At 44.4% G+C, this 15,438-nt stretch carries 11 protein-coding genes; 3 read left to right on the plus strand and 8 right to left on the minus strand.

From position 1 onward, the window contains the following. Positions 1-39: 39 nt before the first annotated feature. Positions 40-1,005, minus strand: a complete 966-nt coding sequence (locus QWZ05_RS04285) for a LacI family DNA-binding transcriptional regulator (RefSeq protein ID WP_264876638.1) — start codon at positions 1,003-1,005, stop codon at positions 40-42. Positions 1,006-1,427: 422 nt separating this feature from the next. Between QWZ05_RS04285 and QWZ05_RS04290 the strand changes: the two genes are divergently transcribed. Then, a complete protein-coding gene (locus tag QWZ05_RS04290) occupies positions 1,428-2,432 on the plus strand; it encodes a metal-dependent hydrolase (RefSeq protein WP_290296761.1) in 1,005 nt (334 codons plus the stop codon). Positions 2,433-2,643: 211 nt separating this feature from the next. Here QWZ05_RS04290 and QWZ05_RS04295 read toward each other — a convergent pair whose 3' ends face one another. The 5 genes from QWZ05_RS04295 to QWZ05_RS04315 form a co-directional block, all read right to left on the minus strand. Beyond that, the gene (locus tag QWZ05_RS04295; RefSeq protein WP_290296762.1) at positions 2,644-2,829 is read right to left on the minus strand and encodes a hypothetical protein; all 186 of its coding nucleotides are present in this window, start codon (positions 2,827-2,829) and stop codon (positions 2,644-2,646) included. A 277-nt stretch (positions 2,830-3,106) separates the two neighbouring features. Next, the gene (locus QWZ05_RS04300) at positions 3,107-5,779 is read right to left on the minus strand and encodes a DEAD/DEAH box helicase (protein ID WP_264876640.1); all 2,673 of its coding nucleotides are present in this window, start codon (positions 5,777-5,779) and stop codon (positions 3,107-3,109) included. Then, positions 5,766-7,787 carry a phospholipase D-like domain-containing protein gene (locus tag QWZ05_RS04305; protein WP_290296765.1) on the minus strand — a complete coding sequence of 674 codons (2,022 nt, stop codon included), beginning with the start codon at positions 7,785-7,787 and terminating at the stop codon, positions 5,766-5,768. The genes QWZ05_RS04300 and QWZ05_RS04305 overlap by 14 nt, the downstream gene beginning before the upstream one ends. Then, positions 7,780-9,174 (minus strand): hypothetical protein, encoded by a 1,395-nt coding sequence (locus QWZ05_RS04310; protein ID WP_290296767.1) that lies wholly within the window; start codon positions 9,172-9,174, stop codon positions 7,780-7,782. The genes QWZ05_RS04305 and QWZ05_RS04310 overlap by 8 nt, the downstream gene beginning before the upstream one ends. Positions 9,175-9,348: 174 nt before the next feature. After that, positions 9,349-10,140, minus strand: coding sequence for a CLCA_X family protein (locus QWZ05_RS04315; RefSeq protein ID WP_290296769.1), 792 nt, complete (start codon positions 10,138-10,140; stop codon positions 9,349-9,351). 657 nt (positions 10,141-10,797) lie between these two features. Here QWZ05_RS04315 and QWZ05_RS04320 point away from each other — a divergent pair. Together QWZ05_RS04320 and QWZ05_RS04325 are read left to right on the plus strand one after the other, a co-directional pair. Further along, positions 10,798-12,465, plus strand: coding sequence for a BCCT family transporter (locus tag QWZ05_RS04320; protein WP_290296770.1), 1,668 nt, complete (start codon positions 10,798-10,800; stop codon positions 12,463-12,465). A gap of 213 nt (positions 12,466-12,678) precedes the next feature. Further along, complete coding sequence (locus tag QWZ05_RS04325) at positions 12,679-13,350, plus strand: hypothetical protein (RefSeq protein ID WP_290296772.1); 672 nt, start codon at positions 12,679-12,681, stop codon at positions 13,348-13,350. A gap of 174 nt (positions 13,351-13,524) precedes the next feature. Here the strand turns inward: QWZ05_RS04325 and QWZ05_RS04330 are convergent, their stop codons facing one another. Together QWZ05_RS04330 and QWZ05_RS04335 are read right to left on the minus strand one after the other, a co-directional pair. After that, on the minus strand, positions 13,525-14,106 hold the full coding sequence (locus QWZ05_RS04330; protein ID WP_290296774.1) for a hypothetical protein: 582 nt from the start codon (positions 14,104-14,106) through the stop codon (positions 13,525-13,527). A gap of 12 nt (positions 14,107-14,118) precedes the next feature. Beyond that, positions 14,119-15,432 carry a transglycosylase SLT domain-containing protein gene (locus QWZ05_RS04335; RefSeq protein WP_290296776.1) on the minus strand — a complete coding sequence of 438 codons (1,314 nt, stop codon included), beginning with the start codon at positions 15,430-15,432 and terminating at the stop codon, positions 14,119-14,121. Positions 15,433-15,438: the final 6 nt, after the last annotated feature.

The raw sequence follows: 15,438 nt of genomic DNA on the forward strand, positions 1-15,438 counted from the left end.
ATACAATTTTGAAGAAACTGTGAGGTATCCCTCACAACCTCAAAGGAGTTGTGAGCTTTCTCTCATTTTTAATTCAAAGGTGCCTTCAACTGAACTGAAGTCGCGCTTGATCAATTTTTTAACCGCTTGATAGCCCACTTGATAATAATTAAAGGCAACAGTAGTCAGGCTAGGGACTAATAGATCGCTGTAGTCATAGTCTCCCATGCCTACAATCCATATGTTATGACCAATCTTTAATTGCTGCTCTTTGGCACGACGATATAAACGAATAGCTATATTATCAGTGGCACAAAAATAGACATGATTCGGCTGTAATTGAATCTCTTGGTAGCAGGATTTTTGCTCCGAGTTGGCCAGTGCTTGTAACGAAAAATCCAACTCTGGGACGGTGTCAGTTATGGTGGTTTGCATCAATTGAGTACGGCTCGACAGCATACGTTCATCATAAATGTAATGTGCGGCTGCGAGCGGTGCCTGCTGCTGTTTTAACTGAGTGATGGTTTGTGATACCAGTGCTTGAATCGCATCATGCTCAGGATAATGTAAACAGCAATGGTGGGGGCTGTTTTTACCAATAAATAGCACGTTATCTAAGCTTTGATAAAAAGTCTCTTCAACACTGTGCTTTGAAGCGATGATGATAGTGCCCAATGCATTGAGGCCATTAAATTCTCTCACAGCTTGGCATTCTGACTCATGGTTAAACCCTGAGGCATGAAAGAGCATTCGCACTTGTGATTCATTAGCAGCAGCAAGCGCGCCTTTAATCACCAAGCTAGTTGTATACGACTCAATACGAGGGGCGACGAAACCAATAATATTAGATTGGCTACGGATTGAACGAGCAAATATATTAGGTGTGTAATGACTTTCTTTGACGATAGCATCAATTTTACGGCGGTTTTCTTCCGATACATAACCGTCATTAAAGTAACGTGACACGGTCATTGTCGAAATCCCAAGTTGTCGTGAGATCTCTGCCATAGTCATTTTTTTACTCATCAATATTTCCTTCAATAATCCATCATTGCCATATTATCCAATAATATTGGCAGACAACACAGTAAATTAAACATGGCAATGGCATTGGTGTTTAATTTTTAGCCACCATATTGAAACTTCATTCAAGACGTCCACTGATATCGCTGTGTTCATCATGCTATGCCTCTGTATGCCTCTGCTTTGCAACGATGCTAAGTTTCGTTTGTACGGCGCATGATACCACGTGAAGAGTATAAAATGGGCTAAGCTAATGGGAAGTAAAGAGTTTGCACCCTCTCTATTACTAATCCCTGATGTTAGGTGATACCTAACGATAAAGGCAGTTGAACTAATAACACTTAAAAGATCCACTCACCAAAATCCTATTTTGCCCAAGACCCGCTATCCTTAATAGTCAATTAACGGCTTTTCAATGAGTTGCTATGGATCCAATAACGCAAGGTGTACTTGGTGCGACTTTGTCACAATCTGTCAGGGATAAACGGCACGTGGTTGTCGCTGGGGCACTTGGTTTGCTTGCAGGCATGTCGCCTGACTTGGATGTATTGATTCGTTCATCCACTGATCCGCTGCTGTTTCTTGAATATCATCGCCAATTTAGCCATTCACTGATTTTTATTCCGTTTGGGAGCTTGCTCTGCGCGTTAGTTTTTTACCCTCTGTTTGCTAAACGTTGTGGCCTCTCTTTCAAGGCAAGCTGGCTTTATTGTGCGCTTGGTTATAGTACTCATGCACTGCTCGATGCTTGTACCTCTTACGGGACACAATTACTGTGGCCTTTTACTGATGAGCGATACGCTTGGAATATTCTTTCTGTGGTCGATCCGCTCTATACCCTGCCGCTTGTTGTTCTTATTTTGCTCGCTACTCTGAAACGAGAGCCCAAGCTCGCCCGCGTTGCTCTTGTTTGGGTGCTTATTTACCCAATGTTCGGCATGATTCAAAAAGAGCGCGCAGAGAACGCTGGATGGGAATTAGTGAAATTGCGCCAACATGAGCCTGTTCAGCTTGAAGCGAAACCGAGCTTTGGGAATTTGCTGGTTTGGAAGGTTGTGTATGAAACTGAGGACCACTATCACGTTGATGCGGTGCGTGTGGGTATATCGATGAAAACGTACTCAGGCGATACGATCAATAAGCTGGATATCAATAGAGACTTAGCCTGGCTTAATTCCCAATCGCAGCAAGCGGAAGATCTTGAACGATTTCGACATTTCTCTGATGGTTTTTTAGCCCAAGATCCGAACAATGAATTACGCATTTTTGATGTGCGGTATTCGATGGTGCCAAATCAGATAAGCCCGCTTTGGAGCATTACACTTTCACCGAATGCTGAGGATAATGAGCATGTCGAATACGCGACACATCGGGATGGTGATACTGAATCTAGGCAGGTGTTCTTGGATATGTTGCTCGATAGAATGTAGCCCCACTGCCTGATGGCATCAGCTCTATTTCGAACACCATCACTGTACTATCAAGTTTTGAAGAGTGCTCATTGCTGTCTTTGCACTGACTAAAACACCCATATCATTGCTAATTTCACCTGCGGAAACAACGCTCTCATCAGCCCTAGCACTAACCGACCAGCAAAGACACACAAAAGCACAGAACGAAATTATTTTTGTTAGATTCATTTTAATGCCCCCCGAATAAGACTGAATCAAATTTTTTAAGCCCTACAACGACGCCTAGCGTGCTAAGGAATAGAGAACCAAAAATAACCTTCATCAATAGCCAATCAATATCAGCAGCACCACTGAGATACGTTGCGCCGACAGTCATAGAGATAACTACAGACATTAGGATGATAATACCTTTCATAAGTGAGCCTTAATCGCTAGGGAGTATGGGTCAATAATATGGCTCAGTCTAAAGGAAATAAATAAGGTGAAATTAGGAAAACATATAAATCTAGTTGAGGTGAGTCTGGGTTATTGTTGCTGATATCTTAACTACTGAGTGATTTTGGTCGATAAACTAAAATAGATCTCCCCTATTTTACAAGCCATTAGCTTAACGGCTCAACGCTTAGAAAAAGGTGATAGAGCCAATATAGGTAAATTGGCTCTATCACCTTCACTGTCTTCAAAAATTGTTATCAAAAGCTCGCAGGATATGGGTCTACTACATCCAGCTCTAGCGACAACTCGGGTTGCTTGAGATAACGCTGCCACTGCTGGGCTTTGGCACTCCCTACATGAGCATCATGGTCATCAAGCAAACATTTGTCTAATTTGCTCTCTGCTCGTGTTTTACGCTCCAGAAAAGAGGCAAGCTGGTCTTCATCAAACGAGTGCTCTAGATACGGAAAGCTGATCTTCAGCTCTCCCTGCTGCCCTTTTTGATACTGCCGGTTAACCTTACTGAATAGTCGGTCTAATCGTCCAACCCTTTGTTCATGATCGCCAGGGCTACCCGCAATGCCGTAGTGATGAACCTGATTACATTGTAGGTGAAGATTCACCCCCTCTTGGAAAACAGAGGTCGCCACCAATACATTGGGATAAAACGGTGAGTTGAAACTTAACTGCAGACCCTCTCGGTTTGAGGTTTCACCACTTGCAAACGCCGCTGGTGAAGTCTGCCCTTTAAGGGCCCGCCACTCGTTGGTGTAATCATCTAGCTCTGCCCCTGCGATTTTTTTGCAAACATCCTCAAAAGTTTCTAGGGCCGATTTGAAATACCACAGCAACAGTGACTGAGATAGTTTGGGCGCAGTATATTGAATAAAATCAAGATATCGAGCGTGTGCGCCTTCACCACTGACGTGCAGCTTAGGATCATTGTCAAAACGATAGAACCAACAAAACAATTCCACCATGACTGGACTTGCGAATAATACACCTGCCTTAAAATAGTTCGCAAAGTTCTCTTTGGTGGCCTCACTCCATTGACGAAACTTCGCTTGCTCTTGATCTGTTAATTGCTCAAACAAATGCGACCAAATAGTTGGCAGGTATTCAGCAACGGGCTTCTCTTCATCAAGCATGATGCATTCCAGTCTATGTCGCTCCGCTCTTTGAAACTGTGCAGAAGTGGAATATGTCGCACGTTTACGATCGCCCGTTTGATGCTCAAAGTGATAACCATAAGCTTCACGTTCATAATCCAATGCGGGCTCTAAATATAAAGAAAATATGCTGTCTGGCTTTCGAAAACGAAGGCCGACATTGGTGCACTCGGTGTTACGTGTTTCTGCCAACGCATTGGGGTCGCGCTTCTTAACAACAAACAGCTCTGTAATACGCGAGCGCAGTTGGTTGTCATCAACACTTAGCTCGTTGGCTTCATCATCATCTTCTGCAACAAGATCTTCTCGCTCTTCAGCATGGTTGAAGAAACCGTTAAGCCACACTCGGCTCCAGTGGCTTTGTTGCCACGCTTGCTGTTCGGCTTGCGTCAAATTGAGGGCATTCGCAATTTGCTGACCTAATACATTATCGTAACGCGTGTTGACGCGTTTGGTCAGCTCTCGCACAGAAGGGATACGACGCACAAACACTAAGTGTTTAATCTCATCGAGGTTTGAGTGTTCTAAAGTGGTAGGTACGAAACTATCCACCAGCGCTTTATATTTGGGATGCTCTGGGAACTGATTGAAACAGCGATAATACTCTTGGCTCAAGCCATGTAATAACTCCGTATCCGGTGCTTTGCTGAATGCGTCTTTGCTGTGTTCGCTATTCGGTTGTTCAACCTCATGCTGTGCTGTCTCTTGGTCATGTTCACCAAACGATTCAAAACCCTCTAAATAGCCATAAAGAAACTGTCTATTTGACGCTTTAGCTTGGAACTGTTTCACCAACTGGCGCTGATACAGTCCAAAAAACAGCTCTGCATTTTGATTTTCTGCAAACGATACTGGGTGAGCTATTTCTTTACGATATTGCTGCTTGGCGTAGTGAGCGCCATTGTGGCCTTGCAAAAGGCGTAAACGTCGCAGACCATAGCGTTGAAGCAATTGAGCTGCATCGAAAGCCGCTTGCGTAGTGCTCTCTTTCAGCTCTTCTTCCGATGCAAAATATCGCAGTATATTCGCCACATCATTGACTGACGAATGCGTTGGCGTGGCTGTCATCAGCAGGACACGTTTTGCCAAAGACTGTTCGCCTTCCCCTTCTCCAAAAAAGGCTTGGGCTGCGGCGACTTTTTGTGAGCCGCCATCGCGTGCGCGTAGATAATGGGCTTCATCAATCACCAACAAGTCGAACCCTTGCTGATCAAGATAACTCATGACACGTTGCTTGAGCTCTAGTGCCTGTTTGCGTGCTAATCCAGCCTTGTCGCTACTTTCAGACTCTTTGGTTAACCCACTCAACGCGTGGATAGTAGTGAAATAAACGTGATGTTGCCCTTCGCTGACACGAGAGATCATATCCGCTAACTTGGATTCGGGATCGGCCACTTTAACTGGCGTTGATGATTTGTCACACCAATGATCTTTATCAAAACTGCCGAACTCCTTAACCCACTGTTTGCAAATAGTTTTGTTCGGGCCTATCACCAGCACTTTGGCATCAGGCTTACGTTGGTGCAACAACCTAATAATACCAATGGCTTGAAAGGTTTTACCCATGCCGACTTCATCTGCAAGCAATGCAAGGCGATGTTTTTGCAACAAGCGACAAAGATAGGCAACACCCTCAGCCTGCTTAGCAGCCATAGTGCCATTTTGATCCACTTGATAGCGCCAAGAGTAATCCCCTTCCACAAAGCTCATCTGTTGTGACACCAACTCTGGCGTAATGGTGGCCCAATTAGATAGAAACATAATCACACTTACCTTTGATCAGTTTACGGTATTCACCACTGCCGATGCGTTTTTGCAGCCCTTGTGAACGAATAACGCTATCACTGCTTTTGAATCGCAGTTCACTTAAACGCTCTTTTAACTGCGGATCTGTTGCTTGTTTTTTGACGTGATCAACCAACAAGTTGAACTCTTGCTTCATATACCAGTTAAAAACATTGGCATTTTCTGCCAGCTCTTTACGAATTTTTGCTCCCATCTCCACCAAGCAGCCGGGGACGACAAACGCATATTGCTCAATCATGCGATCGGATTTAAGTGCTTGTATACGTTGTTCAAAGCTGTCCATTGCCTGAAACATTCTAAAGTAACTCAAGGTTGGCGACGGCGTTGGCTCAGAAAGTGACCCTGCCTCTTGCTCATCCAGCCAATCATGGTCGTTTTTCAATATCTCACCGCGTAAAGAGGCGTTAGGATTACTTTCTAGTGCGCGCCCCTCAATTAAGCTATTAAAGATATCATCCAAAGATTCAAACTCTTCGACCCGGCGCATCATGCTGTTTCGTTCAACAATAAAACCTCGATAGCGTTGCCCACTGGTTATGACCAGCTCATAGGCATGATTAACCAATAACGCTTGTGGCTCTTGGCCGAGCTTGATGCCACAAGTTACAATGTCACTTGCATTTTCTGTAAAGCGCAATGGTGTATCAAGGTCTGGCAGGTGTAGTGCGATCGTTTGCCAGTTTATATCACTATCCATTTTGCCCAGCTCAATATGATAAATCAGAGTTTGCCAATCAAATACTACACGCGTTTCTATTGGCATCAACTCAGGTACTTCCAGTGCGTCTTGCGTCAGCTCATTGCTGTGCATAAAGTTATCTTGAGTGATACTCATGGGTTTAGAAATCACTTGCTCTATAGGCTGCTTATTGGCAAGGATAATCCCTGCTTCTATGTTGACCTGCCCTTTGCCTTTGGCATCCAAGTCTATATTTGAGCCCGGAGCAGTAAAGTTCCAAGAGCCGATGGCTAATTTGTCTTTGGTCATCCAAATTTTGGCATGACACAGCTCACTTCTGTCATCTTTTTCGATTGGGCTGCGATAAATGCGCACCGATTCATCGTTAAGGAGCGGCTGCAAGTTCTCTGTCCACTCGGTTCGCATCCGTTGGTTTTCGACCAAATCAGGCACAATGTGTATGTTCAATTGATTTGAAGATACAGCACTTTGTAAACGATGAATAAAGCCCGCTAAGTCTGACGGGAAATAAGGCGACCAAACGACTAAATCCTGTTGGTCATGGTCTGATGTATCAAGCATATGACCGAGCAAGGTTTTGTGTCTTCCGTCGCTACTATTTTTTGTAAACGTGTGGACAAAGCTCCAGTCTGAAGGCGTCATATCCGTACGTATGTTGCGAGGAAAGCTGATTTTAAGCGGGCGATTATTTTCATCAACAAGGTTGTTTGCCTCAAATAGTGGCCTAAAAAAAGCGCGAATAGCCTCTACCTGATGCTGACACTCAACCCGTTGAAAGGTAAAGACCTCTTGGTTAGTTGACCAGCCACTGAGTGTTAAGTTTGCACTGCCTGTGCCCAATATCGCCTGCCCCTCTTCATCTTGGAGAAAGATCACTTTAGGGTGAAATAAGGAGCTCTTATTCAATGCTTGTTTACGCCCACCATCGAGCAAAGCAGGGTTAACGCCAAACACTTCAACCACTGTGCGTTTTAAATCACCGGCATCATACATTCGCTGATCAGCAAACACTTTTACATCCATGCTTGAGTGAATCATCGTTTTCCCTTTGCGGCCCTGTTTAATATTGCCGTTCAGTTTTTGCTGCATGAGTTCAAAATCGATGCGGCTGCGCGGTTTTTCCATCTGCAACAGGGTTGATAAAACATGGCGCTCAAAGAAGTCCATGTTGAGATTGAATGTGGTGAACCAAGCGTGCTTGATTTGGCCAAGAGATTGAATTTGCTTCGTGAGCTCCTCGGCCAATTTAAATGGTTTAGTCATTCGATGTGCCCTCTAAACCGCGAATTAGTTGACTGAACTGGTCAAGGTAGTAGCGATTGAACCAGGATTTATACGGTCTTTGCGTGGCCGTGGGTAGCGTTCGCAATTTGATGTGACAACGGTATTGCCCTTGATTATCACGTTCCACCCACGGGCTTTGGCCCCGTTGATTCATAATGACGCGATGGTATTTCAGTAGCTCTTCGACCAACAACATCATATTCGCTTGAGAGTCTTGATCATCCAGTTGTGCTAGAGCTAACAACGTTTCATAACGCTGTTTCGCGACACCTGCAAACTTGCTTTTAACACCCGCCTCGTTTTGCAACTCACGTGCGAGCTGGATAATTGAGCCCACATGGCGGTCTAAACCAAGATAACGTTGATAAATCTCTTCTTCTGTCTGAACACGTTGACTCATTAATACCGAAAACAGCAGCTCACACTCGGCAAGCAGTGGCTCAACACGACAGATATCAATTAACTTCTGTTTTTCAAACTCGTTGTCTTCGTTTGCGATCGCTTGCTCGAAGAATGGCTGTGCTGTCTCTGCCTCTTGCGTTTGATGATAAATGGTTTGGTAGAGAGAGCCTGCTGCGTTTTGATCAAGCTCAGTCACGTTGAGCCAAAACGCTTTACTCTGCGAACCGACAACAGCAGGTGTAGCAAAATGTTCGGCATACGCTTGTTTGATATGATGAGACACCTCTTCCCATGACGTTAAAGGCATCTTTGAATCTTGCTTCATCACTTGCTGAACATGTGCTACCAAGGCAGCGGCCAAACCGTTCAGGCCTACATTTTCGTGTATAAAAATCGTAGCTTTGTCCCAAACCGGCGTACTTTGCGGCTGGTGATAGCGATACTCTTTATCAAAAAACTGCATTTCGGTGAAAGGCGTTTTGTATCGACCACTGACGCCTAACGTCAATTGTCGAACTAACAGCTGACCAGATGGCTCTCGGGTAAATTTTAACGGCTGGCTTGGCTTACCATTTTGGCTAAGCAAGCGCGCCTTGGATGTCCCCAATATTCCTTGAGTCTTTACGTTCGATTGTTGCTGCTCTTCCGCTTGTAGCATTGAATAAACAAACAGGTTCTCAAGATAAATCAGACACGTCTGCTTAAAAGCCAGCGTATCGGTGTGCCCAAAAACCGTCTGTAAACCACGGCTCAACTCTGTCTGTGATTCGACAATTTGTTTAATGACAAAGTGGTGCAATAAGTTCAACGTGTAGTTGCGTACATCGTTAGAGATAGAGCTTACTCGGTTATGAAAAACATCCTGACCTAGACGCGACCAAATCATCGTCATCCCCAAAGCATCAATGTTCAGAGATTGCGTCATTGTGTCATCAAATTCAGTAAAATATTGCTTAAGGTACATACTCACCAGTTCAAAATGTAATAGGCGACTCGCCGCTATTGTAACGGATATCAATATTCTAAATGGAATACTCGCTATTCCGTTATACTTTCCTTTCGGAAGTAATGCAATTATAACGTACCAGTTACGCATAACAAGTAAAAACTATGTATTTTACAAGTTGAAACCTTTGGCTTAGCGGCTCAACGCTTCACCCAGTGGATGAAAATAAGCCAGCAAGGCCTCTTTAATGATGGTTCGGTGATCCAAATCTGGAAATACCGCAATCGTGCCTTTCTTTGCTGTACCAGAGACTAGGTAGCTGTTCTCAATACCGGAGCATGATTCGACAACCGCTTCAAACGCGCGAGCCATCATCTCTGTGGGCTGTGAGAAGTATTTTGTTCCGGCGGCTTTATCTGCTTTCACGCTACGGCGAACAAAGTCGTGCACGTCTTGGCCATCTTCGCTAAGTAACGTTGAATCAAAAATCTTGAGCAGTTTCACATTGAGCGGATGTGGTAAGTGGGAGACGTTCGTTAACCAGCAATCACTGGCAAACATCACCTTGCGTTGTGAGCCCGAACGATCACCGATGTCAAAGGCCTTCTCTGCGATGTAGTGGTCAAATGCATGCCAGAACTCGTGAGCGAGTGCGCCCGCTCCTGCGTTCTTCGCCAGTGCTAATTCTCTTAGATTCGGGGCGTAGTGCGCTTGGACACCTTTTCGGCCACCCGTGCCGAACGCGAGGTTTAGGGTGCCTCGTAATCCCATCGCTTTTGGAGGCAGCGCTAAGATATAGGCAAGGTCAGCGAATGAATCGAAAATCAGGTTTGCTGCGAGATCTTTTTCTTCTGCATTCACCCATTTCCCCACACGAATACTGCCTAAGCCGAAGGTTTCTTTGATATCCATAAAACTCACCTGGTCACCATGTCGATAGTCAGGGCCAATTCGGGTTTTATGTTTGAAGCGGGTGAGTTGCAAAGTAGGCCTTAGGTGTGGTCGTTGTGTAGTGGTTTCTGGGGGCTATATCGTTAATAGCCCGTGAATGCAAAGGTGATTATACCAGTGAAATCCCTTCTACCCTATTCGTTGTCGTATCAGTCTTTTATGGTCTATCCGTTGTGTTTGCACCGGCCTGCTATACACCTATGCTGGCGGCCAATTACCCATTTAGAGTGAGTTGTGTTAACATTTGCGCCGATTTGGTGTGAGTCACCAAATTTATGTGTAGACGCACAATGGTCTAAACCGTCAAAGCTTGGGTAATGTAATACTCGGAGATTAGCTGCTTTACCCCTGGGTTTAAACTCTAGATTGTGCCTCTATTTTGTACAATGAACATGGAGATATCCCATCTGTATTTTTAACCAACAAACTCATTTTTCTGCTATTCCTCTCTTCTCAAAAGATACTGTCTTCACAGCTGTCACCCGTTCCTGCTCCTCCTTTCGCTGACGACACTACTACACGTCGTACTCAACTATAAAAACATAATATTGGCTTACATAGTCAAGAAAAGTAGTACGCATAATTAACGTGTCATCAGGTACTTAAGCCAAATACAGACAACGGCTTATATCTGTAACTTCCCCTATACCAACACTAAATTTCATTCACGTTTTTAAGAGGAGTTAAATCGTGAGCAGTATGAATAACGGCGGGATCCAGCGTCCCGACGGAGAAGTTAACCCAATCAATACTGATTATCAGATTGGTCAAGACAATGTCGCACTAAAAGTCGGCCCATTTGGTCTTGATATTCATAACCGAGTTTTTGCGATCTCTGGTGTGGCAATCATTTTGTTCGTTGTTACAACGATTCTATTCCGTCAGAGCGTTGAACCGCTCTTCAACAACCTAAAAGACTGGCTATTGACTCACATGGATTGGTTCTTCCTTTTGTCAGGAAACCTATTCGTGATTGTTTGTCTGGTACTGATTTTTACACCACTAGGCCGAGTTAGAATTGGTGGTTCTGAAGCCACGCCTGACTACAGCTATGCTGGCTGGATGGCCATGCTATTTGCCGCTGGCATGGGCATCGGATTGGTCTTTTTTGGTGTTTCTGAGCCCATTTCCCACTTTGGTACTGCACTGGGCGGCACCACATTTGAAAACGGCGTCCGTACAGACTGGGCTCCACTGGCTGGCGCAGAAGGCGACATTGCAGGTGCATCTGCATTAGGTATGGCGTCAACCATTTACCACTGGGCACTCCACCCATGGTCAATCTATGCATTATTGGGCTTAGGCTTAGCGATCTTCTCTTTCAATAAAGGTCTGCCTCTCACTATGCGTTCAATCTTCTACCCACTGCTTGGTGAGCGCGTTTGGGGTTGGAGTGGTCATATCATTGATATTTTGGCAATTATTGCCACTGTGTTTGGTCTTGCCACCTCTTTGGGCTACGGCGCATCGCAGGCAATGACAGGTCTAAACTTCTTATTTGATGTACCTATGACGACGTCTGTGCAAGTGGCTCTGATCGTTGCTATCACCGCACTCTCTTTGGTATCTGTAGTTGCTGGCCTCAATGGCGGTGTTAAACGCCTGTCCGAAATAAACATGGGATTAGCAGTCGCGCTGCTGCTCTTCGTGATAATAGTTGGCCCTACTCTGGCGATTGTGCTCGGTTTCTTTGACAATATCAGCAGTTACCTAATGAATCTGCCTGCTTTGTCGATGCCATTTGGTCGCGAAGACGTGAACTACTCACAAGGTTGGACAGCGTTCTACTGGGCATGGTGGATCTCATGGTCACCATTTGTTGGTATGTTTATCGCTCGTGTTTCTCGCGGCCGTTCAGTGCGTGAGTTTGTTATCTGTGTGATTCTAATTCCATCAACTGTTTGTGTGCTTTGGATGACCGCATTTGGCGGCACGGCCATCAGCCAGTATGTGAATGACGGTTATGAAGCAGTATTCAATGCCGACCTACCTCTTCAACTGTTTGCCATGCTTGATGTGCTTCCTCTTGCAAGTATCACATCAATTATTGGTATCGTTTTGGTGATTGTTTTCTTCATTACCTCTGCAGACTCTGGCTCATTGGTTATCGATACGATTGCAGCGGGTGGTAAAGTCGATGCGCCGACACCTCAGCGTGTATTCTGGTGTATTTTCCTTGGCCTGGTAGCGATTGCCTTGATGCTAAGCGGTGGCTTGGCAGCAGCGCAGGCTATGGCGATTACAACCGGTCTCCCGTTCACTATTGTCTTGCTGATCGCAACGGTTTCGTTGATTAAAGGTTTGATGGACGAGCCGCGTGCCAAAGCAACCAAGCTTATGAAAAGCTCCAACGCGTAATGCTGTACTGAGCTTTATCGCATCTAAACGATGTCAATTGAGCTTCATTAACAGATAGGTCAACGGCACTTATTGAGTGCCGTTGCTTATTTCGTCGCTAGGCTGTTTGCATCAGCTAGATTTAATTACAGCACAATAAAATCATTTGTATCATTAAGTTAACTAGAGTAGCGTAAGTAATTAGTTTGATCGTAGCTAGAGAAAGGATGTCTGATGCTGCACTTAACATGCGCTATCGCGGCCGTAGCAGCCACTCTTCACCATAAGTTAACACCGAAAGAAGAGCACGATGAAAAAATACATCGGCTCCAGACTGTAATTAGAATCTTTACCTGGGTTGTTTTTCTTGTGTTTGTCTCATTTGAAGGCACAAACCAAGCGTTAACAGTGGCACTACAGTTATCACTACTCACCACGATTGCCCATGACTTGTCCGAACTTTGCTGGCACAACGCACTATCAAAACTGGCATGTTTGATACTCGCCATATTATCGGTTGTTTTTCGAGCCGGTGGGATGTGGTTTATCGTTGCTGGAGATCCGACTTACGAACTCGAGCTAGTCTATATAGCGACAATAACATCGGTCATCGTGCTCACCTGGCTAATAGTTACCCCCACAATCGACAAAAAGCCAAAACTCCCGCTTTACCTCTTCTCATTTGCTACGCTTATCCAAACTTGGCTCGCTATTGAGGTTGTTATTCACGAAGACAACAGCTGGCATCTTTTGCTTATCGTTGCGAGTGCTATCTATGTTTACTCATTTTGTAGGTTCTACTTATTTAACTACTATAGAAGAAACCGCCAGCATCTCTCGTGCATACCTAGCAGCTTGATTGTCGCCAATCTGGTTATGGTCGTTACTGCCTCGCTTAGTGTGTAAAGACGGTTTTGGAAATATACAGCTTTGCTGTTGCTCGTTTTGACTGGCTTGCTGAACCACATGAAGTCGACAAGTCGCGATCAGAATGGTGCTTCTGGAGATAGCTAAATAAAAAGCAGCCATTTCGCTGCTCTTTTTTGCTTACCAATTACATGTGATTGACCAACATCGTCTTTATAAGTTCTGCACTTGGGCCTCTAATTGCTTTGCGGTTTTCTGGCTCAAAAACTCTTTGTACATAGCAGCCTTGTCTGTCGGATCAATTTTTGCTGTTGTGGGAATAGCTTGATTAAATAGCTGCTCTGATTCAATCTGCGGCATTACAACTAGAGCACACACCTGATCTTTCCCAGCAATATTCACAAGTGCGATTTGCTCAATTTCACTCTTCTTGATAGAAGTATTCGTCACTTGTTTTGCAACTTGTTCGAATGACGATCCTGTTGTTGTTCCATCAATAGACTGGTTAAGTTGTTGATAGGTTTTCTCTAGAACACTAACTTTCACATCTAGATTTTGAGCCAACGTGTTTCTAGATAGCGCCACCGCATGGTTACGATCTAACGAAAAGTTACCTGAAGCTTCAACGCAATTTGATGCAGCCAGGCCATTCGCTGATGCAGGATTAAGGACCCAAGCCGGTACATCGATTGCACTATTAGTTTCGATTTTTGCCGTGCTGCTTTCGTCTTGGTTACTTGCACATCCGCCGAGCATAATTGCGCCAATCGCAGTAACTAGAAATTTATTAGTCATGATTACGTCCTTTTAAATCGTTGAATTGTTGTGAGCTTGGTAGCTTTGCATTCGATTGTTTACTTTTTTCAGATAGTTACGTGTTTCGTCATAAGGTAAATTCGTTATAAGCTGCTGATACACTTGGTCAGAGGTCATCGAGTTGATCTTCTTGATCGCCGCTGAGACTCTGCGTTCACCAAATGCTTTAGCTACGTTACCAGATCCAGTGTTGTAAGCTGCGATAACGCTATATTTAGCACTTTTCGGGTCTTTAATGCCCTTTAAATAACGATTATGCAGAATGTTCAGGTATTCAGTACCTGTTTCAATATTGATTTCTGGATTATAAAGATCCGTTGCGCGCATTGGAGCGTCATTACCGCGATAAAGCTTATTAACATCATGTCCTGCTGTTGTAGGGACAATCTGCATTAGACCATAGGCAGGTACATGCGAACGGGCCTGAGGATTGAAATGCGACTCTTCGTGCATAATCGCTAGGACAAGTGCTGGCGATAACCCTCGTTTTGCGCTTTCGATTTTGATTTGGGGAAGATAACTGCCTGCACGCTCTGATAGTGCTGACGATGGTATTTTTACCTTATATTCCACCATTTTTGTTGGCTGTTGCTGATGAACCGTTTTCTGTTTTTGAATATTCGCCTGCGCAGTAATAATGCGTTTCTGTTTATTCGCTTCTAAAACTTGCTTTTGTTGCTCAACGATACGTTCTTTTTGTGGCGGACTTACCATCACCATATTTTGTTCAGCGTAGATATCCAACTGGCTCATTTGACGTTCTGTTTGAGCAATGATCTCTTGACGCACCTCTTCAAAGGTTTGCTCTTGAACTTTAACCGGCTCGACATAAACCACTTGGGAGGTCGCCGGCTCCGGAATACGAAAGCCAACTTGTTGCCAAAGCTCTTTGTTATCAGTAATGACTTTATTAACGACTAACAAATCAGCATCTGCGGACTCAGAAGTGCTATTTGACGGTGCCGGATAGTTAATCGTAATTTCACCTTTCTCCAAGTCAACGACCGTGCGAGACTCGGTTTCTTCATTGTAAACCACCAAAGTATCTTGTGATGGTGTTTTGGCATCCCCCCATTTTTCGATAGAAGATACTTGCTGTTTATCCCATTGCTCAAGGTAGGCCATTTGCCACTTATTGAACTCACTAAGGTGTTCTGCATACCATTGCTCGAACTCAGCCGTATCATCGACGTAGAGCTGTTCGACTTCATTATCTAACTCTGCGAATGGATCATTAGCAATGACAGCCGTAGAAATTAAGAGTGGCAAAGTGACGGATAACACCGTCATCGAAATTGTTTTCAAAAGACT

It is taken from the genome of Vibrio agarivorans (assembly GCF_030409635.1).
Classification (GTDB): domain Bacteria; phylum Pseudomonadota; class Gammaproteobacteria; order Enterobacterales; family Vibrionaceae; genus Vibrio; species Vibrio agarivorans.